The organism is Pigmentiphaga humi (genome assembly GCF_900606115.1).
GTDB lineage: Bacteria > Pseudomonadota > Gammaproteobacteria > Burkholderiales > Burkholderiaceae_B > Pigmentiphaga > Pigmentiphaga humi.
The window spans coordinates 124,805-151,564 of sequence record NZ_UWPJ01000016.1 but is presented as its reverse complement, the minus strand read 5'-3'; the positions used below and the strand labels follow the sequence as shown (position 1 = coordinate 151,564).

23 protein-coding genes and 2 pseudogenes are annotated in these 26,760 nt (G+C 67.3%); 12 read left to right on the top strand and 13 right to left on the bottom strand.

From position 1 onward, the window contains the following. Positions 1–14: 14 nt before the first annotated feature. Entirely contained in the window at positions 15–1,226 is a 1,212-nt protein-coding gene (gene flgL, locus PIGHUM_RS09860) for a flagellar hook-associated protein FlgL (RefSeq protein ID WP_124079405.1), read from the top strand. A 30-nt stretch (positions 1,227–1,256) separates the two neighbouring features. Here the strand turns inward: flgL and PIGHUM_RS09855 are convergent, their stop codons facing one another. After that, positions 1,257–1,886: a response regulator gene (locus PIGHUM_RS09855; RefSeq protein ID WP_124079404.1), complete on the bottom strand. Its 630-nt coding sequence runs from the start codon at positions 1,884–1,886 to the stop codon at positions 1,257–1,259. Positions 1,887–1,932: 46 nt separating this feature from the next. Next, positions 1,933–3,501: a hybrid sensor histidine kinase/response regulator gene (locus PIGHUM_RS09850; RefSeq protein WP_124079403.1), complete on the bottom strand. Its 1,569-nt coding sequence runs from the start codon at positions 3,499–3,501 to the stop codon at positions 1,933–1,935. Between the two features lie 66 nt (positions 3,502–3,567). Between PIGHUM_RS09850 and PIGHUM_RS09845 the strand changes: the two genes are divergently transcribed. Both PIGHUM_RS09845 and PIGHUM_RS09840 read left to right on the top strand, forming a co-directional pair. Continuing rightward, positions 3,568–4,440: a CheR family methyltransferase gene (locus PIGHUM_RS09845; RefSeq protein ID WP_246013075.1), complete on the top strand. Its 873-nt coding sequence runs from the start codon at positions 3,568–3,570 to the stop codon at positions 4,438–4,440. A 79-nt stretch (positions 4,441–4,519) separates the two neighbouring features. Then, positions 4,520–5,113, top strand: a pseudogene (locus tag PIGHUM_RS09840) (CheB methylesterase domain-containing protein); the annotation flags it as partial. A 24-nt stretch (positions 5,114–5,137) separates the two neighbouring features. Here the strand turns inward: PIGHUM_RS09840 and dapB are convergent. After that, positions 5,138–5,941 (bottom strand): 4-hydroxy-tetrahydrodipicolinate reductase, encoded by an 804-nt coding sequence (dapB, locus tag PIGHUM_RS09835; protein ID WP_124079400.1) that lies wholly within the window; start codon positions 5,939–5,941, stop codon positions 5,138–5,140. A 13-nt stretch (positions 5,942–5,954) separates the two neighbouring features. After that, the gene (locus PIGHUM_RS09830) at positions 5,955–6,428 is read right to left on the bottom strand and encodes an outer membrane protein assembly factor BamE (RefSeq protein ID WP_246013090.1); all 474 of its coding nucleotides are present in this window, start codon (positions 6,426–6,428) and stop codon (positions 5,955–5,957) included. A 206-nt stretch (positions 6,429–6,634) separates the two neighbouring features. Between PIGHUM_RS09830 and fur the strand changes: the two genes are divergently transcribed. Further along, a complete protein-coding gene (gene fur / locus PIGHUM_RS09825; protein ID WP_124079399.1) occupies positions 6,635–7,054 on the top strand; it encodes a ferric iron uptake transcriptional regulator in 420 nt (139 codons plus the stop codon). A 111-nt stretch (positions 7,055–7,165) separates the two neighbouring features. On the opposite strand, the gene recN is transcribed toward fur, so the two are convergent. Together recN and PIGHUM_RS09815 are read right to left on the bottom strand one after the other, a co-directional pair. Then, positions 7,166–8,809, bottom strand: a complete 1,644-nt coding sequence (gene recN, locus PIGHUM_RS09820) for a DNA repair protein RecN (RefSeq protein ID WP_124079398.1) — start codon at positions 8,807–8,809, stop codon at positions 7,166–7,168. A gap of 28 nt (positions 8,810–8,837) precedes the next feature. Next, the gene (locus PIGHUM_RS09815; RefSeq protein WP_124079397.1) at positions 8,838–9,734 is read right to left on the bottom strand and encodes an NAD kinase; all 897 of its coding nucleotides are present in this window, start codon (positions 9,732–9,734) and stop codon (positions 8,838–8,840) included. 198 nt (positions 9,735–9,932) lie between these two features. Between PIGHUM_RS09815 and hrcA the strand changes: the two genes are divergently transcribed. From hrcA to PIGHUM_RS09780, 7 genes and pseudogenes are all read left to right on the top strand, one after another. Further along, complete coding sequence (hrcA, locus tag PIGHUM_RS09810) at positions 9,933–10,937, top strand: heat-inducible transcriptional repressor HrcA (protein WP_124079396.1); 1,005 nt, start codon at positions 9,933–9,935, stop codon at positions 10,935–10,937. A 141-nt stretch (positions 10,938–11,078) separates the two neighbouring features. Next, a complete protein-coding gene (hemH, locus tag PIGHUM_RS09805) occupies positions 11,079–12,140 on the top strand; it encodes a ferrochelatase (RefSeq protein ID WP_187697771.1) in 1,062 nt (353 codons plus the stop codon). A 22-nt stretch (positions 12,141–12,162) separates the two neighbouring features. Beyond that, positions 12,163–12,540: an RNA-binding S4 domain-containing protein gene (locus tag PIGHUM_RS09800; RefSeq protein ID WP_124079394.1), complete on the top strand. Its 378-nt coding sequence runs from the start codon at positions 12,163–12,165 to the stop codon at positions 12,538–12,540. A gap of 207 nt (positions 12,541–12,747) precedes the next feature. Next, positions 12,748–13,305, top strand: coding sequence for a nucleotide exchange factor GrpE (gene grpE, locus PIGHUM_RS09795; RefSeq protein ID WP_124079393.1), 558 nt, complete (start codon positions 12,748–12,750; stop codon positions 13,303–13,305). A gap of 136 nt (positions 13,306–13,441) precedes the next feature. Then, positions 13,442–15,379, top strand: coding sequence for a molecular chaperone DnaK (gene dnaK, locus PIGHUM_RS09790; protein ID WP_124079392.1), 1,938 nt, complete (start codon positions 13,442–13,444; stop codon positions 15,377–15,379). Positions 15,380–15,793: 414 nt separating this feature from the next. Continuing rightward, positions 15,794–16,915 (top strand): molecular chaperone DnaJ, encoded by a 1,122-nt coding sequence (gene dnaJ, locus PIGHUM_RS09785; protein WP_124079391.1) that lies wholly within the window; start codon positions 15,794–15,796, stop codon positions 16,913–16,915. A gap of 79 nt (positions 16,916–16,994) precedes the next feature. Next, positions 16,995–17,184, top strand: a pseudogene (locus PIGHUM_RS09780) (tripartite tricarboxylate transporter permease); the annotation flags it as partial. Between the two features lie 52 nt (positions 17,185–17,236). On the opposite strand, the gene PIGHUM_RS09775 reads toward PIGHUM_RS09780, so the two are convergent. From PIGHUM_RS09775 to PIGHUM_RS09765, 3 genes are all read right to left on the bottom strand, one after another. Further along, positions 17,237–18,205, bottom strand: a complete 969-nt coding sequence (locus PIGHUM_RS09775; RefSeq protein WP_124079390.1) for a D-2-hydroxyacid dehydrogenase — start codon at positions 18,203–18,205, stop codon at positions 17,237–17,239. Positions 18,206–18,219: 14 nt separating this feature from the next. Beyond that, on the bottom strand, positions 18,220–19,191 hold the full coding sequence (locus PIGHUM_RS09770) for a Bug family tripartite tricarboxylate transporter substrate binding protein (protein ID WP_160142228.1): 972 nt from the start codon (positions 19,189–19,191) through the stop codon (positions 18,220–18,222). Between the two features lie 68 nt (positions 19,192–19,259). Further along, on the bottom strand, positions 19,260–20,051 hold the full coding sequence (locus PIGHUM_RS09765) for a class II aldolase/adducin family protein (RefSeq protein WP_124079388.1): 792 nt from the start codon (positions 20,049–20,051) through the stop codon (positions 19,260–19,262). 147 nt (positions 20,052–20,198) lie between these two features. On the opposite strand from PIGHUM_RS09765, the gene PIGHUM_RS09760 reads away from it, so the two are divergent. Then, positions 20,199–21,119: a LysR family transcriptional regulator gene (locus PIGHUM_RS09760; RefSeq protein ID WP_124079387.1), complete on the top strand. Its 921-nt coding sequence runs from the start codon at positions 20,199–20,201 to the stop codon at positions 21,117–21,119. 22 nt (positions 21,120–21,141) lie between these two features. Here the strand turns inward: PIGHUM_RS09760 and PIGHUM_RS09755 are convergent, their stop codons facing one another. From PIGHUM_RS09755 to PIGHUM_RS09740, 4 genes are all read right to left on the bottom strand, one after another. Further along, complete coding sequence (locus tag PIGHUM_RS09755) at positions 21,142–21,558, bottom strand: hypothetical protein (protein WP_124079386.1); 417 nt, start codon at positions 21,556–21,558, stop codon at positions 21,142–21,144. A 62-nt stretch (positions 21,559–21,620) separates the two neighbouring features. Further along, entirely contained in the window at positions 21,621–24,413 is a 2,793-nt protein-coding gene (locus tag PIGHUM_RS09750; RefSeq protein WP_124079385.1) for a M16 family metallopeptidase, read from the bottom strand. A gap of 83 nt (positions 24,414–24,496) precedes the next feature. Continuing rightward, the gene (locus tag PIGHUM_RS09745) at positions 24,497–25,669 is read right to left on the bottom strand and encodes a vWA domain-containing protein (RefSeq protein WP_124079384.1); all 1,173 of its coding nucleotides are present in this window, start codon (positions 25,667–25,669) and stop codon (positions 24,497–24,499) included. 130 nt (positions 25,670–25,799) lie between these two features. Next, positions 25,800–26,675, bottom strand: a complete 876-nt coding sequence (locus tag PIGHUM_RS09740; RefSeq protein ID WP_124079383.1) for an AAA family ATPase — start codon at positions 26,673–26,675, stop codon at positions 25,800–25,802. Positions 26,676–26,760 lie beyond the last annotated feature (85 nt).

Sequence of the window (26,760 nt, the reverse complement as noted above, 5' to 3'; positions counted from 1 at the left end):
GGATTCGACACGCCATGAGAGTTAGCACCAACCAGTTCTACGATGCCAGTATTCGCGCGCTCAATACCCAGCAGAGCGCGCTGATGCGCGTTTCCCAGCAGCTCTCGTCGCAGCGCAAGCTGCTCAGTCCGGCCGACGATCCGGTGGCGGCCAGCCGAGAGGTGGCGCTGACCACCAGCCTGCAGGCCAACGAGCAGATGATCAAGAATCAGGGCGAGGCCAAGAGCACGCTGGAATCGACCGAGAACTACCTGGTGCAGGCCAGCAATACGCTGCAGTCCGCCCTGACGCGCGTTATCCAGGGGGGCGGCGGCGTGCTCAACGAGGCCGACCGGCAATCCATCGTGACCGACCTCAAGAGCCTGCGCGAGCAATTGCTGGGCATCGCCAACACCCAGGACGAGAACGGCAACTACATCTTTGCCGGCTACCGGCGGGACAGCCAGCCCTTCGTGCAGACCGCCGCGGGCGTGGCCTACCAGGGCGATGCGGGCGTGCGCCAGAGCCAGATCGGCGTCAACCGCGTGATCGACGTCAGCTTCACCGGCAATTACCTGTTCGGCGAGATTCCCACCGGCTTGCACGGCCTGTCGGTGGGCGCCGGCGCGGCCAACATCGGCGGCGCGGTCCTCAGCTCGGGCGCGGTCACCGACCGCCAGGCCTGGAATGACGCCTCGGCGTTCGGCCCGTACACCGTAGAGTTCGGCGCCGAAGGCGCCTACACGGTGCGGGACGGGGGCGGCGCCGAGGTCGGCACCGGTGCGTTGGGCGACGGCCGGACGGTAGAGGTGGCCGGAGTCACGATAGGCTTCGACGGGGCGCCCGCCGAGGGCGATACCTTCAGTTTCGGCGCATCCGGCACGCAGAGCGTATTCGATACGCTGGACCAGGCCATCGCGGCCCTGAGCCTGCCGGCTTCCGAGTCCGAGTCGAGCGCCCGCGCCAACGGTCTGTATGCGGCCAACCTGAACCTGAAAGCCGCGCTCGACCGCCTGCAGGAAGCGCGCTCGTCCATCGGCGGCCGCGTCAACGAGATCGATGCCGCCACGACCGCCGGCCAGGCCCGCGGCGACCAGCTCGCAGAGGAAGTGTCGCGCGTGGTCGGATCGGATATCGAAACCCAGACGGCGCTGACCGGCGAACTGGCCAAACGCACCTACACGGTGCAAGCGGCGCAGCAGACCTATACGCAGATCGCCAGGATGTCGATATTCAACTACCTCTAGGAGGCAGATGGGGCGGCAGGCGGATATCGTTCATTCCACCAGCCTGTGCTTGAGCGCGTAGTGGGTCAGCTCGGCATTGTTCTTGAGCTTCATCTTCTCGAGCAGGCGCGCGCGGTAGACCGAGACGGTCTTGGGCGACAACGAGATTTCCTCGGCGATCTGCGTCAGCGTGCGGCCCGACGCGATCATCACCATGGTCTGGTACTCGCGGTCGGACAGCAATTCGTGCGGCGGGCGCTCGTCGCCCTGGCTGAGGTGGCTGGCCAGTTGTTCAGCCAGTTCGGGCGTGATGTATTTCTTGCCCCGCGCCACCGTGCGTATGGCCGCGACGACGGTCTCGGGCGGCGAATTCTTGTGCAGGTAGCCGGCCGCGCCGGCCTTGACGCTGCGCACGGCGTATTGGTCTTCCGGATACATGCTGAGCATCAGCACGGCGATGCGGGGCCAGCGTTCGCGCACCTGCTTGAGCCCTTCCAGGCCGTTCTTGCCGGGCATGGAAATGTCCATCAACACCACGTCGGCCTCGGTCTTGCGCAACACGTCGAGCAGTTCGCCGCAATCGCCCGCTTCGCCCACTACCGCGATGCCTTCGGCCTGGGCGATCTGGCGCAGCCCCGAGCGCACGATGGCATGGTCGTCGGCAAGCACCAGGCGGATCATGAGGCGCCCTCGGGGCAGGCTCGGAGCGGGATCGGGACAGCGGCGTTCATGGGGAAATCTTCTGGATCAGCGGTATCGAGATCATTAGTGTAGTCCCCGCGAAGGACTGGGCTCCCCTGGGCGACCCGCCGATGTCCATCCAGCCGCCCAGCCCGTGGACGCGTTCCATCATGCCGCGCAGGCCGAACGAGGTGTCTTTGCGCAGGGCGTCGGCCGACAGTCCGATGCCGTTGTCGCGCACCTCCAGGCTGAGCGTGCTGTCGTCGGCGAACAGATCGACCTCCACGCTGGTGGCCTGGGCATGCTTGAACACGTTGGTCAGCGCTTCCTGGAAAATCCGGAACAAGGCGATGGAGCGTTCCAGGTCCAGCGCCAGGTCGTCCTGGTTGGTATGGACGTGGACCGGGATGCCCGTATGCCGGGCGAAATCCAGCGCCTGCCATTCGATCGCGGCGACGACGCCGAAGTCCAGCACCGGCGGACGCATGGAGCGGGCGATCCGCGAGATGGCCTCGCCCAGCGAGGCGACCATCTGTTCGGCTTCGTCCAGCAGCTCGGCGGTGTCGGTCGCGCGCGAGCGGCGCCGCGCCAGCGCCAGGTCGGCGCGGATGCGGGTGACCAGCGCGCCCAGATCGTCATGGATCTCGCGCGCCAACTCGGCGCGTTCGTTCTCGCGCACCCGCTCGGTGTGGCGCGACAGCTCGCGCAACTGGCTCTCCGAGCGGCTCAGCTCGGCCTGGGCATGGGCCAGGTGCGTCACGTCGGACAGCGCCACGACGCAGCCGCCGGGCGGCGTGCCGCTCAGCGGGCTGGCCGAGACCAGCAATTCCCGCTTGACGCCGGCGACCTGCATGCTGAACGGCAAGCTGCGCAGCGGCGTACCGTCCAGCGCCGGCGCGATCAGGCGCAGCAGCGCATGCGTGTCGGCCGGTTCGGGCAGCGCGAACGGCCTGGACAGGGTATAGGCGGCGTTCAGCCCGGTGATGTCTTCCAGCGCCGGACTCCACATGGTCACGGTATAGTCCCGCGAGATCGAGAACAGCGCCACCGGCGCCGCCGAGAAAATCGCGTTGAGCTGGTCGTGCGCGGTGGCCAGCGCGCTTTCCGCGCGCAGCCGCTGGGTGCGCATCCGCATCGTGCGCAGCCCGCGTTCCAGGGCGGGCGGCAGCCGGCGCATATTGTTCTTCATGACGTAGTCGTCGGCGCCGGCGCGCATGGCCTCGACGGCGGTTTCCTCGCCGATGGCGCCCGAGACGATCAGGAAGGGGCCGCGAAAACCGGCTTCCTTGGCGATTTTCAGCGCCCGCAGGCCGCTGAAGGCAGGCAGGGAGTGGTCGCTGACGATGGCGTCCCACGACCGCTCGGCCAGCGCCAGGCGCATGGCGGCTTCATTGTCGACGCATTGGGCGGTGACGTTCAGCCCGGCATCGACCAGCACGGCGCGCATCAGCGTGAAATCGGCCAGCGAATCCTCGACGAACAGGATGACGAGCGGCGTTGCATCGCGGCTGTCGGCGCCGGCTCCGGCGGAAGCGGGCGCCGCCATCATGAAGCGGGGCAGGCCGCCGGTGGGCGGGCCCGCATGGTGCGCCGGGGGCGAGCCGCGAAGGGGCATGCTAAGGAATCTCGACCAGTTGCCGATAATGTCTGCAATGATAGCTTGGGCAGCGGCCGGCAGATCGTGACTTTTCGAACATCTTCCCTGTCTGAAGACCGGGCGCCGGCGGGCGACGCGATCGTCGGTTCCGAATTCGCCTTCAGCAGCCAGGACTTCGAACGCATCCGCACGCTGCTGCGCCAGCACACGGGCATTTCGCTATCGGAGGCCAAGCGCAGCATGGTCTACAGCCGGCTGGCGCGGCGCCTGCGCGCAACCGGCAAGCCCTCCTTCAGCGCCTATCTCGAGGATTTGCGAGTAGGGGCGCCCGAATGGGAGTCCTTCGTCAATGCGCTGACGACCAATCTCACCTATTTCTATAGAGAGAGCCATCACTTCCAGATCCTGGCCGATTACCTGCGGCGCCGCGCGCCGGCCCCGGGCGGCCAGCCTCTGAATATCTGGTGCGCGGCCGCCTCGACAGGCGAGGAGGCCTGGACGCTGGCGATTACCGCGGCCGAGGCCTTCGGCACGCTGGCCCCGCCGGTGCGCATCGTCGCCACCGACCTGGATACCCACGTGCTGGGAACCGCGCGGCAGGGCCTGTACCGGCAGGACCAACTGGCCAAGGTGCCGCAGGCCCTGGTACGCCGTTATTTCTGCGAAGAGAAAAACGATCTTCACGGCGTGCGGCCGGAATTGCGCGCACTGGTGAGTTTTCGCCAGCTCAACCTGCTCGATGCGGTCTGGCCGGTGCGCGGGCCGCTCGATGCGGTATTCTGCCGCAACGTGCTGATCTATTTCGACCGTACCACGCAGTTGCGCGTGGTCGAGCGCATGGCGGGGCTGATGGCCCCGGGCAGCCTGCTGTTCGTGGGGCACTCCGAGAACTTTTCGCAGGGCCAGCAGAAATTCGCGCTGCAAGGCCGCACCGTCTACATGCGCAGTTCCCTTTAAGCGAAGTTCCATGATCGATCACGTCCTCCGGGCGGCCGATGGCGGCACGCCCCGGCCCTCCCGCTACGACCGCAGGCTGCTGGTAGCCATCGGCGCATCGACAGGGGGCACCGAGGCCTTGCGCGAACTGCTCGAAGGCCTGCCGGCCGATATGCCGCCCATCGTCATCACCCAGCACATGCCGCCCGGCTTCACGCGCAGCTTCGCCGAGCGCCTGGACAAGCATGCGCGCCTGCACGTGAAAGAAGCCGAGCACGGCGAGCGGCTGCTGGCGGGCTGTGTCTACATCGCTCCCGGCCACGCCCACCTGGTCGTCAAGGCCTTGCCGCTGGCCGGCTATTACGCGCAACTGTCCGAAGACGAACCGGTCAACCGCCATCGTCCTTCGGTGGAAGTGCTGTTTCTTTCGGTCGCCAAGGCCGCGGGCGCGGCGGCGGTGGCGGTCATGCTCACCGGCATGGGCAAGGACGGCGCACGCGCCATGCTCACGCTGCGCGAATCCGGCGCCTGCAACCTCGCCCAGGACGAAGCCTCCAGCGTCGTGTTCGGCATGCCCCGCGAAGCCATCGCCCTGGGCGCCGTCCACGACGTCGTGCCGCTCCCGCAAATGGCGCAACGCCTGCTCGCGGCGGTAGAAATGCGCCAAAAGGTGTTGCCCCTCTCTACGCGCTGACGCGCGCCCCTTGGGAGGCGCGCGTCAGCGCGTAGAGGGGAGCCCTAACACGGCTTGCATGTCGTACAGGCCGCTGGCCTTGTCGGCCAGGTAGCGTGCGGCGCGCACGCTGCCTTCGGCGTAGGTGGCGCGGCTGCTGGAGCGGTGCGTGATTTCGAGGCGTTCGCCGGGGCCGCAGAAGAATACGGTGTGATCGCCGACCACGTCGCCGCCGCGGGCCGACGAAAAGCCGATGGTGCCATGCTCGCGCGCGCCGGTATCGCCGTGGCGCGCCCACTCGGCGACTTCCTCGAGCGGCTTGCCCCAGGCCTGGGCCACCGTTTCGCCCATCTTCAGCGCCGTGCCGGATGGGGCATCGACCTTGTGCTTGTGGTGGATCTCGAAGACCTCGACGTCGTAGTCGTCCTTCAGGATGCGGGCCGCGATGTCCAGCAGCTTGAGCGTGACGTTCACGCCTATGCTCATGTTGGGCGCGAACACCACGCCCACCTTGCCGGCCGCGGCCTGGATCGCGGCCTTGCCGGCCTCGTCGAAGCCGGTGGTGCCGATGACCATCTTGACGCCGTGGCGCTGGCAGGCCTCGAGGTGGGCCAGCGTGGCCTGCGGGCGGGTGAAGTCGATCAGGCAGTCGGCCTGGGCGAGCGCGTCGAGGTCGTCGGTGATCAGGACCTGGCTGGAGCGGCCCAGGAATTCGGTGGCGTCGCGGCCGATGGAGGCGCTGCCGGCACGGCCCAGCGCGACGGCCAGTTCCAGGTCGGGGGCGGCCAGCACGGCTTCGATCAGCATGCGGCCCATGCGGCCGTTTGCCCCGGCGATGGCAATACGCATTTGCAGTGTTTCCTCAGGGAGCGGGGGAAGGAGGGGCGCTGGGGTCCAGGCCGGTCGGGGCGGCGTTGCCGTCCACCGTCGGCGTCGGCGCGCCCTCGGGGTTGGCCGTCGCGGGCGTGGCGCTCAGCGGCTTGCGCGTGTCTTTCTGCTGGAAGGGCTGGCGCGAAGGCTGCGGGTCGCCGCTCCAGCGCTCGAGGCGGTCGCCGGCGAAGTAAACGGTGAATTTCCGTTCCTCGGTCGGGCCGTTGCCGGGCGTGAAGAGATAGGGGTAATCCCAGCGGTCGGCATGGAAGACGCTGGTCAGCGTGGGGCTGCCCAGCGCGAATCGGACCTGTTCGCGGGTCATGCCGGGCCGCAGCAGCTCGATCTGCTCCTGGGTCAGCCAGTTGCCTTGCTGGATATCCGCCCGATAGGGCTTGATGAAGCCCGGAACGTAGTTGTTGACCGTGCTGCAGGCCGCCAGGCCGAGCAGAGCGGCCGGAGCCAGGCGCCGCAGGAAGCCTGCCCGGCCATGGATGATAGAAGTCAGAGCGTTTGGCACAGATCCAGACTCGTCTTGATTGGCGAAACCGTTATCATAAAGCTCTCGACGTGCGCCCGGGTATTTCGGTGCCGCCTTCGGGCCTTCCAGCAGGCGGCCGGGCCGCGTCTGGAAGCGCATCATTGCCAAGAACCGCTTTCCAAGGGACCCAAATGACAGATCAAAGCGAACTCAAAAGTATAGGCCTGAAAGCGACCTTTCCCCGGCTCAAGATCCTGGATGTTTTCAGAAAGGCCGAAGTGCGCCACATGAGCGCGGAAGATGTATACCGCGCCCTGATCGGCGAGGGCGTCGAGATCGGCCTGGCCACGGTATACCGCGTTCTGACGCAATTCGAGCAGGCCGGCCTGCTGGTGCGCAGCCAGTTCGACAGCGGCAAGGCCGTGTTCGAGCTGAACGAGGGCGACCACCACGACCACCTGGTATGCACCAATTGCGGCAAGGTGGAGGAATTCTTCGATCCCGAGATCGAGAAGCGCCAGCAGAATATCGCCAAGGAGCACAACTTCGTGCTGACGGGCCACGCCCTGTCGCTCTACGGCATCTGCCAGAACTGCGCCAAGACCAGGTAGCGCACCGCAGCGCCCCCGCCAGCGCGCAGGCGCCGGAATTCCTGGCCGCACCGGGTGCGACCGGCCATGCCGGGTCCGCAGGGACCCGTGGTCCCCGCCGGAACCGTTCCCTCAGTTGTTTCCTATCATTTCCCGCGCATGCTTGCGCGTGGTGGCGGTGATCTCGATGCCGCCCAGCATGCGCGCGATCTCGTCCACCCGGCCGCCGCGGTCGAGCTGGCTGACGTTGGACAAGGTCGCGCCGCCTTGCTGGCGCTTGTCGACCCGCAGATGCGTGTTGCCGCAGGCGGCGACCTGGGGCAGGTGGGTCACGCACAGGACTTGATGGCGGCTGCCGAGCTCGCGGAGCAGCCGGCCGACCACCTCGGCCACCGCGCCGCCTATTCCCGTATCGACTTCATCGAAAATCAGCGTCGGCACGCGGGCCGCGCGGCTGGCGATCACCGACAGCGCCAGCGAGATGCGGGCCAGTTCGCCGCCCGAGGCGACCTTGGCAAGCGGCCGCGGCGTCGTGCCGGCATGGCCGGCCACCCGGAACTCGATGGCGTCGGTCCCGCCCGGCCCGGGGGCCGCGGCCTCGACCGCCACGTTGAACTTGCCGCCTCCCATGGCCAGCGTCTGCATCGCCTGGGTAACCGCCTTGGACAGCGATCCGGCGGCCTTGCGGCGGGCCCGCCCCAACTGATCGGCGGCGGCGCCGTAGGCGGCGCGCGCCGCCTCGGTCTTGGCGCGCAGGGCCTGGACGTCTTCGGCTTCCTTCAGCGTTTCGAGCTGGGCATGCAGCGTGGCATGGCGCTCGACCAGTTCCTCGGGTTGCAGGCGGAATTTGCGCGCCGTGTCGAACACGGCCTGCAGGCGCGATTCGACCTCGGCCAGTCGCTGCGGATCGAGCTCCAGCCGGCCCAGGTAGCTGTTCAGGTCGGACACCGCTTCCTGCAAGGCGATGCGCGCCGATTCCAGCGCTTCGGCCACCGGCACCAGGGCTTCGTCATGGGCGGCGAGCTGGGCGATGCGCTGGGCCGCCGCCGACAGCCGGGCATGGGCGGCGTCGTCATCGTCTTCCAGCGCCGCGACGGTCTGGCTGGCGCCGTCGATCAGCGATTGCGCATGCGCCAGGCGGCGGTGCTCGGCCTGCAATTGCTCCCATTCGCCCGCGCCCAGGGCCAGCCGGTCGAGTTCGTCGGATTGCCATTGCAGCCGCTCGCGCTCTTGCTGCAGCGCGGACGCATCGCGCTCGACCGCCTCCAGCTTGCGGGCCAGCTCGCGCCAGCTTTTCCAGGCTTCCAGCACCGCGCTTCGCAGTGCGCCGTGGCCGCCGTGGTCGTCCAGCATGTCGCGCTGCGAGTCGGCCTTGAGCAGGCTTTGGTGGGCGTGCTGGCCATGGATGTCCACCAGGTGTTCGCCCAGTTCGCGCAATTGCGTGAGCGTGGCCGGCACGCCGTTGATATAGCCCCGGCTGCGGCCTTGGGCGTCGATCACGCGGCGCATCACCAGGCTGTCGGTATCCAGTTCGCGCTCGGCCAGCCAGCCATGCACCGCGTCGGGAACGTCGAACACCGCGCTGATCTCGGCCCGTGCGGCGCCCTCGCGCAGGACCGACGCATCGGCGCGTTCCCCCAGCGCCAGCGCCAGGGCATCGATCAGGATGGATTTCCCGGCGCCGGTTTCTCCCGAAAATACGGTGAAACCCGGGCCGAACTCGACTTCGGTGTGGTCGACGATGACAAAATCGTTGATATGCAGGGCGCGCAGCATGCGGAAGAAGCCGTTGGGGTGAAAGCGACTAATCGATGGCGGTACCGGAAATCTGGTTCCAGTGCAGCTTGCGCCGCAGGGTGGAAAAATAACTGTATCCAGCCGGATGCAGGAAGCGGATGGTATGTTCTGCGCGTCTCACCACGATGCGGTCGCCTTCCTGCAGCGAGGACCAGCTGTGCATGTCGAAGTGGACGCTGGCGCTTTCGTCGCGGCCGCCCGGCGAGCGGGTCAGCGTGATCTCGATCGTACAGTCGTCCGGGATGGCGATGGGGCGGTTGGACAGCGCCTGCGGCGCCACCGGCACCAGCACCAGGCCGCGCAGCGACGGATGCAGGATGGGGCCGTTGGCCGACAGCGCATAGGCCGTCGAGCCCGTGGGGGTGGCGATGATCAGCCCGTCGGCGCGCTGTTTCGACATGTACAAGCCGTCGACCTGCACGGTGACTTCCAGCATCCCGCCCAGCCCGGCCCGGCTCAGCACCACGTCGTTGAGCGCCAGCGCCGACACCATGGTGGTATCGCCGCGGATGACGCTGGAGGTCAGCAGCGTGCGGGTCTCGGGCTCGTACTGGCCGGCCAGCATGCCGGCGATGGCGGTGGTGGCGTCTTCCAGCGGGATGTCGGTGATGAAGCCCAGCCGGCCGCGGTTGATGCCGATCAGCGGGACATCCCACGGCGCCAGCTGCCGCGCGACCCCCAGCATGGTGCCGTCGCCGCCCATGACGATGGCCAGCGACGCGCGCCGGCCGATTTCCTCGACCGAGGCGGCGGGGTAGTCGGATACGCCGATATAGGCGGCGGTATCTGCTTCGAAAAGAACCTCGCGGCCCCCGTCGCGCAGCATTTGCGCGAGTTCGAGCAGCGGCGCGGCGATGCCGGCGTCATGGTATTTGCCAACCAGGGCGACGATGGGAAAGTGCATGAAAAGCATTGTATCCGCCCAACGCGCTTGCGCGCGAAAGGAGGCCACCCCCTACCCGCTTCGCGGGCCAAGGAGGCGAAACAGGTTCGAACCCAGGGCACCGCGGATCCGGCTCCGCCGGTCCGCCAGTGCCGCCCCCTCGAGGGGGCCCGCGAAGCGGGTAGGGGGTGGGCCTTATTCATGGATACAATGAGGCCCATGGACGAGCGTGCACGTACTTTGCTGAAGGCTCTGATCGAGCGATATATTTCCGACGGGCAGCCGGTTGGGTCGCGTACGCTGTCCAAGGTCTTCGATTTGTCGCCGGCGACGATACGCAACGTCATGGCCGATCTCGAGGATCACGGGTTGATCCATAGCCCGCACACCTCGGCCGGGCGCGTGCCGACGCCGCGCGGGTACCGGGTGTTCGTCGATTCGCTGCTGACGGTCCAGCCCTACGAAGTCTCCGAAGCCAGCCATATCAAGCACCAGCTGCCCAATGCCGAGCCGCAGCGCGTGATCGCGGCGGCGGCGTCGCTGCTGTCCAACCTGACCCAGTTCGCCGGCGTGGTGATGGCGCCCAAGCGCAGCCAGACATTCCGCCAGGTCGAGTTCATCCGGCTGTCGGATACGCGCGTGCTGCTGATCGTGGTCACGCCCGAAGGCGACGTGCAGAACCGCATCCTGCAGGTGCAGCGCAATTATGCGGCTTCGGAACTCACCGAGGCGGGCAATTTCTTCAACCAGCATTTCGGCGGCATGTCGTTCGACGACGTGCGGCGCAACCTGCAGCGGGAGCTCAGCCAATTGCGCGAAGACATCTCGCGGCTGATGGAGCAGGCCGTCGATGCCAGCGCCCAGGCCGCCTCCGAGGACGAGGCGGTGGTCATTTCGGGCGAGCGCAGGCTGTTGGAGGTGGTCGACATCACGTCCGACATGGACAAGCTGCGCCGCATGTTTTCGCTGTTCGAGAAGAAAACCGACCTGATGCAGCTGCTGGACATGTCGAGCCGGGCGCAGGGCGTGCAGATCTATATCGGCGGCGAATCGCAGTTCGTGCCGCTGGAGGACGTCAGCGTCATTACCGCGCCCTACGGCGTGGACGGCAAGGTGGTGGGCACGCTGGGGGTGATCGGCCCCACGCGCATGGCCTACGAGCGGGTCATTCCCATCGTCGACATCACCGCGCGCCTGCTCTCCAACGCGCTGAGCCACCATTGATGAAGTCCCCCCCGTACGCGCTGACGCGCGCCCCCCAGGGGGCGAAACCGGCGGACCGGCGGAGCCGGATCCGCGGTTTCCTGGGGCGGATGGCGTGCTTTCATGCACAGCGAGCGGCGGGCGGCGCCGTGGAGCACTGATATGCGTTTTCTGCCCGAACCGCAAGTGGCGGAGCACCCGACCCGCACCGGCCTGCTGTTGGTAAACCTGGGGACGCCCGACGCGCCGACCCCGGGCGCCGTGCGGCGCTATCTGGCGGAGTTCCTGTCGGATCCGCGCGTGGTCGAAATCCCGCGCCCGGTCTGGCTGCCCATCTTGTACGGCCTGGTGCTGACACTGCGGCCGCGCGACGCCGCCAAGCGGTATGCCGCGATCTGGATGGAGGAGGGCTCGCCGCTGGCGGTGTGGAGCCGGCGCCAGGCCGAGGCGCTGGCGCGCGAGCTGTCCGGCCGCGGCGCCGAGGTCGAGGTGGCGCTGGCCATGCGCTACGGCAATCCGGCCATCGCCACTTCCATGGCGCAGCTGCGCGAGGCCGGCTGCGAGCGCATCCTGGTGCTGCCGCTCTATCCCCAATACTCGGCCAGCACGACCGCGACGGTGTTCGACGCGGTGGGAGCCACGCTGGCACGCCTGCGCAACGCGCCGGAAATCCGCTTCGTGCGCGCCTTCCACGACGATCCCGGCTATCTCGCCGCGATGGCGGGGCGCATCCAGGCCTTCTGGCAGGCGCATGGCCGGCCCCGGAAACTGCTGCTGAGCTTCCATGGCCTGCCCAAGCGGTCGATCGGCCTGGGCGACCCCTATTACGCGCAATGCCAGCTCACCGGCCGGCTGCTGACCGAACGGCTCGGGCTCGATGCGGAGCAGGTGGAAGTCACTTTCCAGAGCCGGTTCGGTGCCGCCGAGTGGCTGCAGCCGTATACCGAGCCCCGCCTGAAAGAACTGGCCGCGGACGGCGTGGCCGAGGTGGACGTGTTCTGCCCGGGCTTCGCCGCCGACTGCATCGAAACCCTGGAAGAAATCGCGGTGCAGGGCCGGGAAGTCTTTCTGCGGGCCGGCGGCCGGCAATTGCGGTATATCGAAGCGCTCAACGACGATGCCGCCTGGATAGGCGCGCTGGCCGACCTGGCCGAGCGCCATATGCAGGGCTGGCCGACGCGGTCCGCCGGCGCGCCGTCCGCCCTGGCGGCCGGGAGCGCATGACGCGCATGGACGATTGACGGACATGGACGACCTGCGTATCGACAAATGGCTGTGGGCCGCGAGGTTTTTCAAGACCCGTTCGCTGGCTCAGGACGCCGTCGAGAACGGCCGGGTCAAGCTCGGCGGCGAGCGCGTCAAGCCGGCGCGCGCGGTGCGTCCGGGCGACATCCTGCAGATCCGGGCGGGCGACCAGGATTGGGAAGTCCTGGTTCGCGCGCTGGCCTCCCAGCGCGGCCCCGCCGTGTTCGCGCGCACGCTGTACGACGAAACTCCCCAGGGGCTCAAGCGCAGGCTCGAAGCCATCGAACTGCGCCGCCAGAACACCGACCCCTCCGCCGCCATCAAAGGCCGGCCCACCAAACACGATCGCCGCACCCTGGAGAGGTTTAAAACCCCCTGAGGGGTCCCCCCCTACGCGCTGACGCGCGCCCCCCGAGGGGGCGGCACTGGCGGACCGGCGGAGCCGGATCCGCTGTGCCCTGGGTTGAATCCAGCTCGCTTCTTGGGGGGCTCTCTTGAAAGATGGGGTATAGCCCCCATCTTTCACGCAGGATAAAGCAAGTTCTTGGCAAGTCATTGATTCAATTGGATTTTTATGGAGGCACCCATGTCGGCTGAGCACAAGCCTGGCGATCAACCGATTCCGGATTCCAATCCGGACGTGAACGAAACTGCCGCGGCGCCTGCCGGGGCCGAGGATCCGCTCGCGGCGCTGCAGGCGCAGCTGGAAGCGGCCCAGGCCGAAGCGCGGGACAACTACGATGCCATGCTGAGGGCGCGGGCCGAGTCGGACAATGCCCGCCGGCGCGCCCAGGAAGAAGTCGTGAAAGCGCAGAAATTCGGCATCGAGTCGTTCGCCGAGAGCCTGGTGCCGGTCAAGGACAGCCTGGAGGCCGCCCTGGCGCAGGAAAGCCAGACCCTGGAAGCCATGCGCGAGGGCGTGGAGGTGACGCTCAAGCAGCTGATCGGCGCTTTCGAGCGCCACAAGCTGGCCGAGATCGCGCCCGCGCAGGGAGACAAGTTCAATCCGCATCATCACCAGGCCATCGCCTCGGTGCCGTCCGATCAGCCCGCCAATACCGTTTTGCAGACACTGCAGAAAGGCTATCTGATCGCCGACCGTGTGCTGCGCCCCGCGCTGGTCACGGTGGCCGCCCCCAAGTAAAAAGGCGGTGCGTGCCGGCCGGGGGGCCGGTCTGCCTGTCTCGATGGAATTCCCTGACGCAGGCATTGAAATAGCGCATCCGCATCCCATCTAGTCACCAGTCAATAAATTTTCTGATCTTTCAGGAATAGCAATCATGGGCAAAATCATAGGTATCGACCTGGGCACCACCAATAGCTGCGTGGCGGTCATGGAGGGTCAGCAGGTCAAGATCATCGAAAACGCCGAAGGCGCGCGCACCACGCCCTCGATCGTCGCCTACATGGAAGACGGCGAGATCCTGGTCGGCGCGCCGGCCAAGCGCCAGGCGGTCACCAACCCCAGGAACACCCTGTACGCCGTCAAGCGCCTGATCGGCCGCAAATTCGACGAAAAGGCCGTGCAGAAAGACATCGACCTGATGCCCTACAGCATCGTCAAGGCCGACAACGGCGACGCCTGGGTGCAGGTGCGCGACAAGAAGCTGGCGCCTCCGCAGGTCTCGGCCGAAGTGCTGCGCAAGATGAAAAAGACCGCCGAAGACTACCTCGGCGAAGAAGTCACCGAAGCCGTGATCACCGTGCCGGCCTACTTCAACGACAGCCAGCGCCAGGCCACCAAGGACGCCGGCCGCATCGCCGGCCTGGACGTCAAGCGCATCATCAACGAGCCCACCGCGGCCGCGCTGGCGTTCGGCCTGGACAAGACCGAAAAGGGCGACCGCAAGATCGCCGTCTATGACCTGGGCGGCGGCACCTTCGACGTGTCGATCATCGAGATCGCCGACGTCGACGGCGAAAAGCAATTCGAGGTGCTGTCCACCAACGGCGACACCTTCCTGGGCGGCGAAGACTTCGACCAGGTGCTGATCAACTACATCATCGGCGAGTTCAAGAAAGAGCAGGGCGTGGACCTCTCCAAGGACGTCCTGGCCCTGCAACGCCTGAAGGAAGCCGCTGAAAAGGCCAAGATCGAGCTTTCCTCGGCCAGCCAGACCGAAGTCAATCTGCCGTACATCACGGCCGATGCCAGCGGTCCCAAGCACTTGAACCTGAAGATCACCCGCGCCAAGCTGGAAGCGCTGGTCGAAGACCTGATCAACCGCACCATCGAGCCCTGCCGCATCGCCATCAAGGACGCCGGCGTCAAGGTTTCCGACATCGACGACGTGATCCTGGTCGGCGGCATGACGCGCATGCCCAAGGTGCAGGACAAGGTCAAGGAATTCTTCGGCAAAGAGCCGCGCAAGGACGTCAACCCCGACGAGGCCGTCGCCGCCGGCGCCGCCATCCAGGGTTCCGTGCTCTCGGGCGACCGCAAGGACGTGCTGCTGCTGGACGTGACTCCCCTGTCCCTGGGCATCGAAACCCTGGGCGGCGTCATGACCAAGATGATCAAGAAGAACACCACCATCCCGACCAAGTTCTCGCAGGTGTTCTCCACCGCCGACGACAACCAGCCGGCCGTGACCATCAAGGTATTCCAGGGCGAACGTGAAATCGCCGCAGGCAACAAGGGCCTGGGCGAATTCAACCTCGAAGGCATCCCGCCCTCGCCGCGCGGCACGCCGCAGATCGAGGTCACCTTCGACATCGACGCCAACGGCATCCTGCACGTCTCCGCCAAGGACAAGGGCACCGGCAAGGAAAACAAGATCACGATCAAGGCCAACTCCGGCCTGACCGAGGAAGAAGTCGAGCGCATGGTGCGCGACGCCGAAGCCAACGCCGACGAAGACAAGCGCGTCGCCGAACTGGCCCAGGCCCGCAACCAGGGCGACGCCCTGGTGCACGCCACCCGCAAGTCCCTGACCGAATACGGCGACAAACTCGAAGCCTCCGAGAAGGAAGCCATCGAAGCCGCGATCAAGGAACTCGAAGACGTCCTCAAGGACGGCGACAAGGCCACGATCGACGCCAAGGTCGAAGCCCTGTCCACCGCGTCGCAGAAGCTCGGCGAAAAGATGTACGCCGACATGCAAGCCCAGGCCCAGGCCGCGGGCGAGGCCCCTGGCGGTGACGCCGGCGGCGCCAAGTCTGCCGACGACAACGTGGTCGATGCCGACTTCAAGGAAGTCAAGCGCGACGACAAATAAGCAGTCATCGCGGAGCGCCTACAATGTGGGCCGCTCCGCTTTTGCTTTTGGCTGCACCGTGGTGGGATGAAACGGCCTCAACAGCCGTTGCATGCCGCGGTGCAGGGTTTGGGTAGGTGCCCTGCCGCAGTGGTGGGGATTCCGGGGCGCCGAGCCATGGCGCTTCGGCGGGGAAGCAAGGGCGGAACTGTTCGAGCGCGGCAGTAGGGACAGTCCAGTGGACTGTCCCCGCGCGAGTTTTTCGCCCGCCCCGCCGAAGCGCCATGGTGCGGGAAGTTCCGGCGTTCAGCCGGAACCGCCACGGCTCCCCGCCACTGCGGCAGGGCACCTACCCAAACCCGTCAATAGCACCCAAACCGCTATTCACTCAAAGCTATCCCCTGGCCCCAAAGCCGAAGAAAGAACCGAAGCACCATGTCCACCAAACGCGACCTGTACGAAGTCCTAGGCGTAGCACGCAACGCCTCCGACGAAGAAATCAAAAAGGCCTACCGCAAACTGGCCATGAAATACCACCCCGACCGCAACCCCGACTCCAAGGAAGCGGAAGAGAAATTCAAAGAGGTCAAGTACGCCTACGAAATCCTCTGCGAAGCCGAAAAACGCGACGCCTACGACCGCTACGGCCATGCCGGCGTCGATGCGACTGCCGCGGGCGGCATGGGCGGTGGGGCGGGGGGCTTCGCCGACGCCTTCGGCGACATCTTCGGCGAAATCTTCGGTGGCGGCCGCCAGCGCGGCGGCTCCCAGATGTATCGGGGCGCCGACCTCAAATACAGCATGGAAATCACGCTCGAACAGGCCGCCGCCGGATTCGACACCGAGATCCGCGTTCCCAGCTGGGACAACTGCGACACCTGCCACGGCAGCGGCGCCAAGCCCGGCACCGAGCCCAAAACCTGCCACACCTGCGGCGGCAACGGCGCCGTGCGCATGCAGCAGGGCTTCTTCAGCGTCCAGCAGACCTGCCCGACCTGCCACGGCACCGGTAAAGTCATCCCCGATCCCTGCAACGCCTGCGACGGCGTCGGCAAAGTCCGCCGCAACAAAACCCTGCAGGTCAAAGTTCCCGCCGGCATCGACGACGGCATGCGCATCCGCTCCTCCGGCAACGGCGAGCCCGGCGTCAACGGCGGCCCCTCGGGCGACCTCTACGTCGAAATCCACATCAAGCAGCATGCCATCTTCCAGCGCGACGGCGACGACCTCCACTGCGAACTGACCATCCCGTTCACCACTGCTGCGCTGGGGGGCGACCTCGAAGTCCCCACCCTGGGCGGACGCGGTGAAATCGGCATTCCCGAAGGCACGCAAACCGGCAAAGTATTCCGCCTGCGCGGCAAGGGCATACGCGGCGTGCGGTCCAGCTATCCGGGCGACCTGTACTGCCACGTCGTACTGGAAACGCCCGTGCGCCTGAGCGACAAACAAAAGCAACTGCTGCGCGATTTCGAAACCTCGCTGCACGAAGGCGGCGAAAAACACTCGCCGCAAAGCAAATCCTGGACCGACCGGGTCAAGGAATTCTTCAGCTGACCGGAGAGGGCGCCCGCTTGCGGGCGCTTTCCACGACGAAGGGTCGCGCAGGTCCAGTGTGCTCGTCGGCGATGATCAGGGGCATCTGTTCGGCAAGCTGTCGCCGGTGCCGCTGCTGCCGGGCTTCGTGCTGGGGCCCATGATGGAGACCAGTTTCCGGCGCACGCTGATGGTGGCGCGGGGGAGACTTCTCGGTATTCGTGACCCGGCCGATTTCGCTCGGCCTGCTGGTGGCCACCGTGCTGCTGATCGTCGTCGCGTTGGCGTCCGCCGGAAGCGGGAAACGGTGCTGGCCGAGGAGTGAGGTTCGGCCAGCCGCCTTCAGCAGACCCGGTTGCGCAAGCCGGCGAGATCGCCCGCCGCATAGGCGCGCACGTTGTGCTCGATGAGAGGCAGCACCCGGTCGGCGTACCGGTCCGATTCTCCGCCCAGGTGCGGCGTGATCAACAGCCGCGGCACCGACCAGAGCGGGTCGTCGGCGGGCAGGGGCTCGCGCTCGAAGACGTCCAGCGCGGCGCCGGCAAGGCGTTCGCCGCGCAGTGCGTCGACCAGCGCGGCGGTATCGCACAAGCCGGCGCGCGCCAGATTGATCACATGTGCCCGCGGCGGCAGGACCGCCAGCACCGATGCGTCCACCAGGCCGCGCGTGGCCTCGGTCAGCGGCGCCAGCAGCACCAGGAAATCGGCTTGTGCGGCCACCTCGCGCAAGTGTTCGCGCGCGTAAACGCGCTCAAAGCCTGCCACCGGCCTCGGCGTGCCGGATAGCGCGAGCGTCCGCATGCCGAGCGCCTGGCACTTCTGCGCCAGTTCGGCGGCGATCAGGCCTGTCCCGAGCACGACCAGCGTCTTGCCGTGCAGAAGCGGCTGGGGGCGCCTGCGCCAGCGATGCGCGCGCTGGTCCGCCAGAATTCCAGGAAGGTCGCGCGCCAACGCCAGCATCATGGTCAGCGCCATTTCCGATACCGCCGGACCGTGGATGCCGTGCGCCGACGTCAGCAGGGTTCCGGGGGGCAGCCCTGGATGGCCGGCAATGCCGTCCATGCCTGACGACAGAGCCTGCAGCCAGCGCAGCCCTGGCAGAGAGGCCAGCAACTGGCTATCCAGCGCGCTGGCAAAGCATGCCAGTGCGGCCGCCGTCCATGCCCGCTCCGGCACGGGCTGGCCGGGCCGAATCCAGTCGAACGCCACATGCGGCACGCGTCGCGCCAGCTCCTGGGCATAGTATTCCCCGTCGGCGTTGACGATGAGCATGCGCAACGCGTCGCCGGGGGTGTCGAGGGTTTGCTTCATGCTGTCTCTGGGCCTTATTCCGTCCGGATCTGCGCAGCCGCGATCAGCGGTCCGTAGGATTGCTGTTCGCTTTCGATGCGGGCGCGCACGGCTTGCGCGCTTGACGACGCGGCTTCCTGCCCCAGCGCCGCCAGCGCCTGCCGAGCCTCCGGCATGGCCAGCCAGGCGCGCACCTCGTTGCCCAGCTTGTCGAGGATGGGCGCGGGTGTGCGCGCGGGGGCATAGAGCGCGAACCAGGTCTCGAGCTCATAGCCGGGAAAGCCGAGTTCCGCCACGGTCGGCACGTCCGGATACATGCTGGAGCGCTCCGGCGAGGTGACGGCAAGCACCTTGATGCGCCCTGATTTGGCGAATCCTCCGAGCGTGGCCTGATCGAGCATGGCCAGGGGCGTTCGGCCCGCCACGACATCGGCGATGGCCGGAGCGAAGCCCTTGTACGGAACGTGGTTGAGCTTCACCTGGGCGCGCTGGGCGAGCAGCTCCATGCCGAGGTGCGCCGACCCGCCGATGGCGTTCGAGGCGTAGGAAATCGCGCCGGGCTGGGCACGCGCGCGCGCCAGCACTTCGTCCAGCGTGCCCACCCCGAGTTCGGCCGAGACGCATAGCAGATAGGGGCCTTTCGACAGCATGCTGACCGGCTCGAAGTCGGCGCGCACGTCGTAGGGCACCTGTTTGCTGGTCAACGGGATCAGCGACATGGTCGATCCGCCGGTCATCAGCAGCGTATAGCCGTCCGGCTCCGCCCGTGCCACGGCCTGCGCGGCGATGACGGTGTTCCCGCCCGCGCGGGATTCCACCAGGACGGGCTGCCCCAGGGTTTTCTCCAGGCGTTGTGCGAGCAGACGCGAGAGTCCGTCCGCGCCGCCGCCGGGCGCGTAGGGAATGATGATGCGTATCGGTTTATCCGGATAGGCCTGGGCGGGGCCGGCTGCCAGGGCGAGCACGGCGGCCGCGCCTGCGAGCAGGTTGCGGTAGCGATTGAACATGCATGTCTCCTTGCGCGCGAGTCGCGCCGCGCGGCGTTCTGGTTGTTCCGGCCTGAGCCGGGCTCGTTTCAATTGCGGTAGGACGGGTCGGTACGGTCCAGCATGCGCAGCAGCGCGGGCCATTCGAGATTGCCCAGCGGGCTGACGGTGCCGTCCGAGCGGCGCGTGCCCGGTGGCCGAAAGCCGGCGGCCGATATCTTCGCCGCCAGATCGGGCGAGGGCAGCGTGAGTTCCCGGCCGCTGGCCAGCGCATCCACCTGGGCCTGCATGGCCATTTCGAGATGCCACATCATGGCGAAGGCCTGGCCGATGGTGGCTCCGGCGACCAGGGTGCCGTGGTTGCGCAGGATCATCACGGGGCGGTCGCCCAGGTCGGCCACCAGCCGCGCGCGTTCATCGATGTTGTTGGCCAGGCCCTCGCTGTCGTGGTAGGCCACCCTGCCGTGAAACAACATGGCATGCTGGGTGAGCGGCAGCAGGCCGCATTTCATGGCGGATACCGCCATGCCTGCGCGCGTATGCGCATGGATGACGCAGCGGGCGTCGGGCCGGGCCGCATGCACGGCGCTGTGGATGACGAAGCCCGCGCGGTGGATGGGGTGGACCGTGGGCGCGACAATGTTGCCGTCGATGTCGATCTTCACCAGATTGGAAGCGCACACTTCGTCGAACATCAGCCCGAAGGGATTGAGCAGGAAATGCTCGTCGGCGCCCGGCACGCGCGCCGAAATGTGCGTGTAGATCAGGTCGGTCCACCCGTAGCGCGCGTGGAGGCGGTAACAGGCGGCGAGGTCGACGCGCGTCTGCCATTCTTCGGCGTGCGCGGCCTGGGCGGACGGTGAGGCGAGGTCTGTCTGCATGGGGTCCTGTTCGTGTGCGGTATGGCGCGGCGGCCGGCCGGCGCTTACAGTAGGCGGCGTCGGTGCCGGCTCGCGGTGCAGGCATTGAAGCGCGCGCCGGCAATAAATCCAATCGAAACTTTCTGATCGAAGATTGAAAAAAACTTAATGAGCATCGAAACCCAACTGAGCTTGCGGCAGCTGCGGGCGTTCGTCGCCGTCTACCGCTTCGGCAAGCTGGCCAGCGCGGCCAAGAGCCTGGCGGTCACCGAGCCGGCCATCAGCGTGATGCTCAGGCAGATGGAGTCGGTTCTGAACGTGCGCTTGTTCGACCGCACCGCGCGCGCGCTGATTCCCACCCATGCCGCTCACGAGGCCATCGGCGTGGCCGAGCGAATTCTCGGGGACGTCGCCGGGCTGGGCGAGCGCATGGACGACCTGGGCCTGTGCCGGGCCGGGCGGGTGCGCGTGGCTGCCACGGCAACCGTGGGGGCCGTGTTGATGCCGGGCGCGGTGCGCCGTTTCCGCGAGCGCCACCCGCAGGTGCGATTGGTACTGGAAGACTGCGCGCCCGACCAGTTCCTGGCCAAGGTGTCATCGGAGCAGGTCGATTTCGGCATAGGCACCCCCGAGCAGGAAGATCCGCAGGTGGAAACGCGGGTACTGCTGCGCGATCACCTGTGCCTCGTCTGCGAGCGCGACCACCCTTTGGCGCGGCGTCGGCAGGTGCGGTGGCGTGAACTGGCGCGCGAGCCTTTGATCGCGGTCCGGCAGGGGCTGGGCTACGGAGTGCGGCGCCGCATGGACGCCGCGGCGTTGAGCGCGGGCGTCACGCTGGACGTGGCGCACGAGGTCAATTTCCTGTCCTCAGCCTTCTGGATGACGGCGGGCGGCCTGGGGGTATCGGTGTGGGCATCGGCGCTGGCTGCGCGCATGCCCTACGACAACCTGACGCGCTGCCGCCTGGTCGGGCCGCGGGTGCCCATCGATTTCTCGTTGGTGAGCAAACGGGGCCGCAGCCTGTCGCCCGCGGCGCAGGCTTTCGTGCAAACCCTGCGCGAGGAGCTGGACAGCATGGAATTGCTCTGAGGCCGCTCGCCCGCTGCGCTGCTCAACTGCCGCGCGTGCCGCCGCGCGAGCGCGGCGAAGAGGCCACGCCCATCCGGGGATCCCGTGCCAGCGCCAGGTCCGCAAGGGCCGCGGCCACGCTTTCGAAAGCGGAATCGTCCTGCGGCAAGTAAAGCCACTTGCCCAGCACCGCGTGCGGCCGCAGCGCCGGCAGCGCTTGCACCAGCGCGGCATGCTGATCGCGCGCGGTGCAGACGAGCAGGCCGCTCCACGGCTCTTCTCTATCGGCCGCTACCAAATACAGCACGTCGTCCAGGTAGGCGGCATGGCAGCCGAACATGCGCTTGCACAGATAGCCGGGGTCGCGCTCGAGCGGCTCGAAGACCCACAGCAACGCGTTGCGCGCGGCCTGGCGCTGCTTGTGCGGCGGGGCGAAGGGTGTGGCGGGGCGTCTGGGCATGGCGGGACAAGAAAAAAGGGGCGCCCCGCCTGAGGCGCCCCCGCGTAGGGCCAGTATAGGCCTCAGGGTTGGAACGTACCCGCCACGGCCGTGCTGAAGTCTTCCGGCTTGAAATACTTGCGCAGCGCCGCGTTGACTTGCGCGGCCGTCAGGGCCTGCAGCCTGCGGTCGGATTCGGCGGCAAACGCGAAGGTGCGGTCCAGGTCCAGGTAATCGGACCAGGCGCCGGCCAGGCGCGCGTCCTGGGCGCGGGCGAGGTGGCGCAGGTTCATCAGCGAGGCGATGCCGTCCTTGACCTCTTCTTCGGTGAAGCCTTCGCGCAGCACGCGCTCGGTTTCTTCCTTGATCGCCGTTTCGAGCCTGGCGCGATTGCTGGGCGCATAGATCGCATACATCGACCATTGGCTGGACGGCTCGTAGGACGAGACCGACAGCGAGCTGCGCACGTTGTACGACAGGCCCTCGCGTTCGCGCACCCGCATCCACAGGCGCGAGGTTTCCGACGAACCCAGCAGGTAGTTGGCCAGCATGGCGGCCGCGTAGTCGGCGTCGGTGTCTTGCAACTGCACCGGCAGGGCGGCCAGGTAGAACGCGTTGGCCTTGTCCGGCAGGGACAGGTCGAAGCGCTTGGCCGGCACCTCGCGGTAGGGATTGGGCACCCGGGTATAGGCCGGGGCCTGCTTCCAGCCGGCCAGCCCCTTGCTCAGCGCCTGCTCGACGCCGGCCGGGTCGAAGTCGCCCACGGCGGCGAAGCGGATGCGTCCGGCGCCGTAGAAACGGTCGTGGAACTGCACCAGCGCATCGCGGGTCAGGGCCTGATATTCGGCTTCCTGTTCGTCGAAGCTGGGCGTGTAGCGCAGGTCCTCGGGCGGATAGGCGTTGCGGTGGCGCGCCAGGGCCTGGGAGGCGACCGCGGTGGGTTCCTGGCGCGCGCTTTGCAGCGAGGCCAGGCCGCGCCGCTTGTACTCGTCCAGCTGGTCTTCGGGGAAGTTGGCGGTACGCAGCACTTCCAGCGCCAGTTCGACGGCCGCGGGCAGGTTGTCGCGGGTGGTGGAGATGCCGACCGAGACGCCGGTGCCGCCACCGCTGAAGCCGACGTCGGCCCGCAGCGCATCGAAGCGGTCATCGATCTGCTGGCGTGTCATGGTGGCGGTGCCGTTGTCGAGCAGGGCGCCGACCGCCTGCGAGACGGCGCGCTGGCCGCGCAACGAATCGGCGTCGCCGAACTGGACCACCAACTGGGCGTTGACCAGGTGGCCGCGCGTGGACTTGGGCAGCAGCGCCAGTTTGACCGGGCCGTTGGGCAGGTCGAGGGTCTTGCGCTGGGTGCGGGCGTCGATGTTGGCCGGCGTGGCGTCGAAGGCCTCGGCCTGCTGGAAGTCGGGATCGCCCTTGTAGTCCTTGAGCGCGGCCTGCAGATTCAGCGGCTGCGAGGCGGGGGCGCGCTGCGGGCCGTCGGTCGGCAGGTAGGTGCCGAGCGTGCGGTTCGCCCGCAGCAGGTAGCTTTCCGCGACACGCTGCACGTCGGCCAGCTTGAGCGCGCGGATGCGGTCGCGCGCCAGGAAGAACAGGCGCCAGTCGCCCTGGGCGATGCTCTCGGACAACGACACGCCGACCTTCTGCGGATCGCTATAGGCCATGTCCCAGTCCTTGAGCCAGCGCGTGCGGGCGCGTTCGAGTTCTTCCTCGGTAATGGGATGCTCTTTGACCGACTCCAGGGTCTCCAGCATCCTGGCGCGGGCGGCGTCCATGTCGGCGCCGGGCTGCAGCTGGGCGCCCAGCATCACCAGGCCCGGGTCGTGCATGTCGAAGGTGAAGCCGAAGGTCGAGGCGGCCAGCCGGGTCTCGACCAGCGCCTTGTAGAGCCGGCCGGAGGGCGCGTCGCCCAGGATGCCGGCGAGCATGTCGACCGCCGCCGAGTCGGCCGCGCCGCCCGGCGGCACGTGGTACATGGCGGCCACCAGCGGCGAACCGCCGCTGCGGCGCAGCGTCACGCTGCGCTCGCCGTCCTGGACGGGCTCCACGGTATAAAGGCGCGGCAGCGCGCGCTTGGGGCGCGGGATCTTGCCGAAGGTCTGGGAGATCGCGGCCAGCGTGTGGGCTTCGTCGAATTGCCCCGAGACGATCAGCACGGCGTTGTCGGGCTGGTAGTAGGTGCGGTAGAAGGCCTGGAGCCGGCCGATGTCGACGTTCTCGACGTCCGAGCGCGCGCCGATGGTGTTCTTGCCGTAGTTGTGCCACTGGTAGGCCACGGCCTGCATCTTGCTCATCAGCACGCGGAACGGATTGTTCTCGCCGCTTTCCATCTCATTGCGGACCACCGTCATTTCCGAGTCCAGGTCCTTGCGCGCGATCAGCGAATTGACCATGGCGTCGGCCTGCCACTTCAGATACCAGTCCAGGTTGTCGGCGTTGGCGGCGAAGCTGGCGAAGTAGTTGGTGCGGTCGGTCCAGGTGCTGCCGTTGGCCTGCAGGCCGCGGCGCGAGAACTCGGCCAGCGCGTTGCGCATGGTGGGCGTGCCCTTGAACAGCATATGTTCGAGCAGGTGGGCCATGCCGGTTTCGCCGTAGTTCTCGTGGCGCGAGCCGACCAGATAGGTCATGTTGACCGTGGTGGTGGGCTTGGACTGATCGGGCGCGAGCAGCACGCGCAGGCCGTTGGGCAGCAGGTATTCGTTGATGCCTTCGACCGAGGTGACCTTCTGCGCCGCCTGCTTGGCGCTGGCCGCTGGCGCCGACTGGACGGCCGGTGCCGCCTGGCCTGCGGGCGGCAACAGCGCCGCCACGGAGAGCGCCAGGCATAGCAGGGCGCGGGTGAAGGGCAGTGGGGAGACAGCGGTGAGCGATGATGGCATGGGATGCGTCGTATCGTTCGGAAAGGGAGTTGGAGTGCCGGATCCCGGCAGCGTTCCCGGAATCGGCGCGAATGACGTGCCGCCTATTTCGAGAGCTGCCGCATGGCGCGCTCCAGGCCGTCCAGCGTGACAGGATACATGCGGTCCTGCAGCAGCTTGCGGATGATGTCTATCGACTGCCGGTAGGGCCAGAGTCCCTGCGGTTCCGGATTGAGCCAGGCGAAGTGCGGATAGGCGGCGGCCATGCGCTGCAGCCAGACGGCGCCTGCTTCTTCATTGTGGTATTCGACCGAGCCGCCCGGCTGCAGGATCTCGTAGGGGCTCATGGTGGCGTCGCCGACGAAGACCAGCCGCCAGTCGGCGTTGTACTTGCGCAGGAGGTCCCAGGTGTCGGTGCGCTCGGCATGGCGGCGGCGGTTGTTCTGCCAGACCCGGTCGTACAGGCAGTTGTGGAAGTAATAGACCTCCAGGTGCTTGAACTCGCTGCGGGCGGCCGAGAACAGCTCCTCGATGCGCGCCACGTGGCTGTCCATGGTGCCGCCCACGTCCAGCAGCATCAGCACCTTTACCGCGTTGTGCCGCTCCGGGACCATGCGGATGTCCAGGTGGCCGGCGTTGCGCGCGGTGCTGCGTATGGTGTCGTCCAGGTCCAGTTCCTGCTCGGCCCCTTCGCGGGCGAAGCGGCGCAGCCGGCGCAGCGCGACCTTGATGTTGCGCGTGCCCAGCTCGACCTGGTCGTCGTAGTCGCGGAAGCTGCGCATGTCCCAGGCCTTCACCGCCGTGCGGTTGCCGCCGGATTCCTTGCCTATGCGTATGCCTTCGGGATGGTAGCCGCCGCTGCCGAACGGCGAGGTGCCGCCCGTGCCTATCCACTTGCTGCCGCCTTCGTGGCGCTCCTTCTGCTCGGCCAGCCGCTGGCGGAACAGCTCCATCAGCTTGTCCCAGCCGAGTTTCTCGATGGCCGCCCTGTCCTCGTCGGACAGCTCGCGCTGGAAGCGCTGGAGCAGCCATTCTTCAGGGATGTCCTTGCCGGGCGGGAAGGCGGCCTCGACGCCTTTGTAATAGCTGGCGAAAGCGCGGTCGTAGCGGTCGAAGTGGCTTTCGTCCTTGACGAGAGTCAGCCGCGCCAGCAGGTAGAAATCGTCCACCGACGGCGCGACGACCTGGCGCGACAGCGCCTCCAGCAGCGTCAGGTATTCCTTGATGGACACCGGAAGCCGGTGCCTGCGCAAGTGGTAGAAGAAATCTAGAGGCATGTGGAGGCTCCCCCCTACGCGCTGACGCGCGCCCCCCAGGGGGCGGTGCTGGCGGACCGGCGGAGCCGGATCCGCGGCACCCTGGATCGGGACGCGCCATCCTGGATCGTGACGTTGGAAATCAAGCGGTTCATGTCCGTCTGCCACCGCGGTTCATGAGGACCAGGCGCTCGAACAGGTGGACGTCCTGCTCGTTCTTGAGCAGGGCGCCGTGCAGAGGCGGGATGGCGGCGTCGCGGTCGGCGGAGGTCAGGGCTTCGGGCGGGATGTCTTCGGCCAGCAGCACCTTGAGCCAGTCCAGCAGCTCGGAGGTCGAGGGCTTTTTCTTCAGGCCGGGCGTTTCGCGCACCTGGAAGAAGCTGTCGAGCGCGGCCGACAGCAGCTGTTTCTTCAGGCCGGGGTAGTGCACCTCGACGATGCGCTGCATGGTTTCCTTGTCCGGGAAGCGGATGTAGTGGAAGAAGCAGCGCCGCAGGAATGCGTCGGGCAGGTCTTTTTCGTTGTTGGACGTGATGATGACCAGCGGCCGGTGCACGGCGCGCACGGTCTCGCGCGTTTCGTACACGTGGAATTCCATGCGGTCCAGCTCGCGCAGCAGGTCGTTGGGGAATTCGATGTCGGCCTTGTCGATCTCGTCGATCAGCAGCACCACCGGCTCGGGCGCGGCGAAAGCCTGCCACAGCACGCCGCGCACGATGTAGTTCTCGATGTTGCGGACTTTCTCGTCGCCCAGCTGCGAATCGCGCAGGCGCGAGACCGCGTCGTATTCGTACAGGCCCTGGTGGGCCTTGGTGGTGGACTTGATGTGCCATTGCAGCAGCGGCCGGCCCAGCGCGCGGGCGACTTCCTCTGCCAGCATGGTCTTGCCGGTGCCCGGCTCGCCCTTGATCAGCAGCGGCCTCTCGAGCGTCAGCGCGGCATTGACCGCCAGGGTGAGATCGCCGGTGGCGACGTAGCTGTCGGTGCCGTCGAAGCGGCGGGCGGGGGAGGAAGCGTTCTGGGGCATGGGCTGGCGGCGCCGGGCGCGGCAGGGGATCGAGCGTCCAGTATAGAAAAGTCCGGCCGACGGCGGGAGCGCCGCCGTGCGAATG

Bases quoted from the DNA above. Each gene is read 5' to 3' on its own strand.
- PIGHUM_RS09740 (WP_124079383.1), bottom strand. From the start codon at position 26,675: ATGCCCCAGAACGCTTCCTCCCCCGCCCGCCGCTTCGACGGCACCGAC.
- PIGHUM_RS09760 (WP_124079387.1), top strand. From the start codon at position 20,199: ATGAGCATCGAAACCCAACTGAGCTTGCGGCAGCTGCGGGCGTTCGTC.
- PIGHUM_RS09815 (WP_124079397.1), bottom strand. From the start codon at position 9,734: ATGCACTTTCCCATCGTCGCCCTGGTTGGCAAATACCATGACGCCGGC.
- grpE (WP_124079393.1), top strand. From the start codon at position 12,748: ATGTCGGCTGAGCACAAGCCTGGCGATCAACCGATTCCGGATTCCAAT.
- PIGHUM_RS09850 (WP_124079403.1), bottom strand. From the start codon at position 3,501: ATGCCCCTTCGCGGCTCGCCCCCGGCGCACCATGCGGGCCCGCCCACC.
- PIGHUM_RS09755 (WP_124079386.1), bottom strand. From the start codon at position 21,558: ATGCCCAGACGCCCCGCCACACCCTTCGCCCCGCCGCACAAGCAGCGC.
- PIGHUM_RS09765 (WP_124079388.1), bottom strand. From the start codon at position 20,051: ATGCAGACAGACCTCGCCTCACCGTCCGCCCAGGCCGCGCACGCCGAA.
- PIGHUM_RS09855 (WP_124079404.1), bottom strand. From the start codon at position 1,886: ATGATCCGCCTGGTGCTTGCCGACGACCATGCCATCGTGCGCTCGGGG.
- PIGHUM_RS09750 (WP_124079385.1), bottom strand. From the start codon at position 24,413: ATGCCATCATCGCTCACCGCTGTCTCCCCACTGCCCTTCACCCGCGCC.
- hrcA (WP_124079396.1), top strand. From the start codon at position 9,933: ATGGACGAGCGTGCACGTACTTTGCTGAAGGCTCTGATCGAGCGATAT.
- dapB (WP_124079400.1), bottom strand. From the start codon at position 5,941: ATGCGTATTGCCATCGCCGGGGCAAACGGCCGCATGGGCCGCATGCTG.
- PIGHUM_RS09745 (WP_124079384.1), bottom strand. From the start codon at position 25,669: ATGCCTCTAGATTTCTTCTACCACTTGCGCAGGCACCGGCTTCCGGTG.
- PIGHUM_RS09770 (WP_160142228.1), bottom strand. From the start codon at position 19,191: ATGTTCAATCGCTACCGCAACCTGCTCGCAGGCGCGGCCGCCGTGCTC.
- fur (WP_124079399.1), top strand. From the start codon at position 6,635: ATGACAGATCAAAGCGAACTCAAAAGTATAGGCCTGAAAGCGACCTTT.
- PIGHUM_RS09800 (WP_124079394.1), top strand. From the start codon at position 12,163: ATGGACGACCTGCGTATCGACAAATGGCTGTGGGCCGCGAGGTTTTTC.
- hemH (WP_187697771.1), top strand. From the start codon at position 11,079: ATGCGTTTTCTGCCCGAACCGCAAGTGGCGGAGCACCCGACCCGCACC.
- PIGHUM_RS09775 (WP_124079390.1), bottom strand. From the start codon at position 18,205: ATGAAGCAAACCCTCGACACCCCCGGCGACGCGTTGCGCATGCTCATC.
- dnaK (WP_124079392.1), top strand. From the start codon at position 13,442: ATGGGCAAAATCATAGGTATCGACCTGGGCACCACCAATAGCTGCGTG.
- dnaJ (WP_124079391.1), top strand. From the start codon at position 15,794: ATGTCCACCAAACGCGACCTGTACGAAGTCCTAGGCGTAGCACGCAAC.
- flgL (WP_124079405.1), top strand. From the start codon at position 15: ATGAGAGTTAGCACCAACCAGTTCTACGATGCCAGTATTCGCGCGCTC.
- recN (WP_124079398.1), bottom strand. From the start codon at position 8,809: ATGCTGCGCGCCCTGCATATCAACGATTTTGTCATCGTCGACCACACC.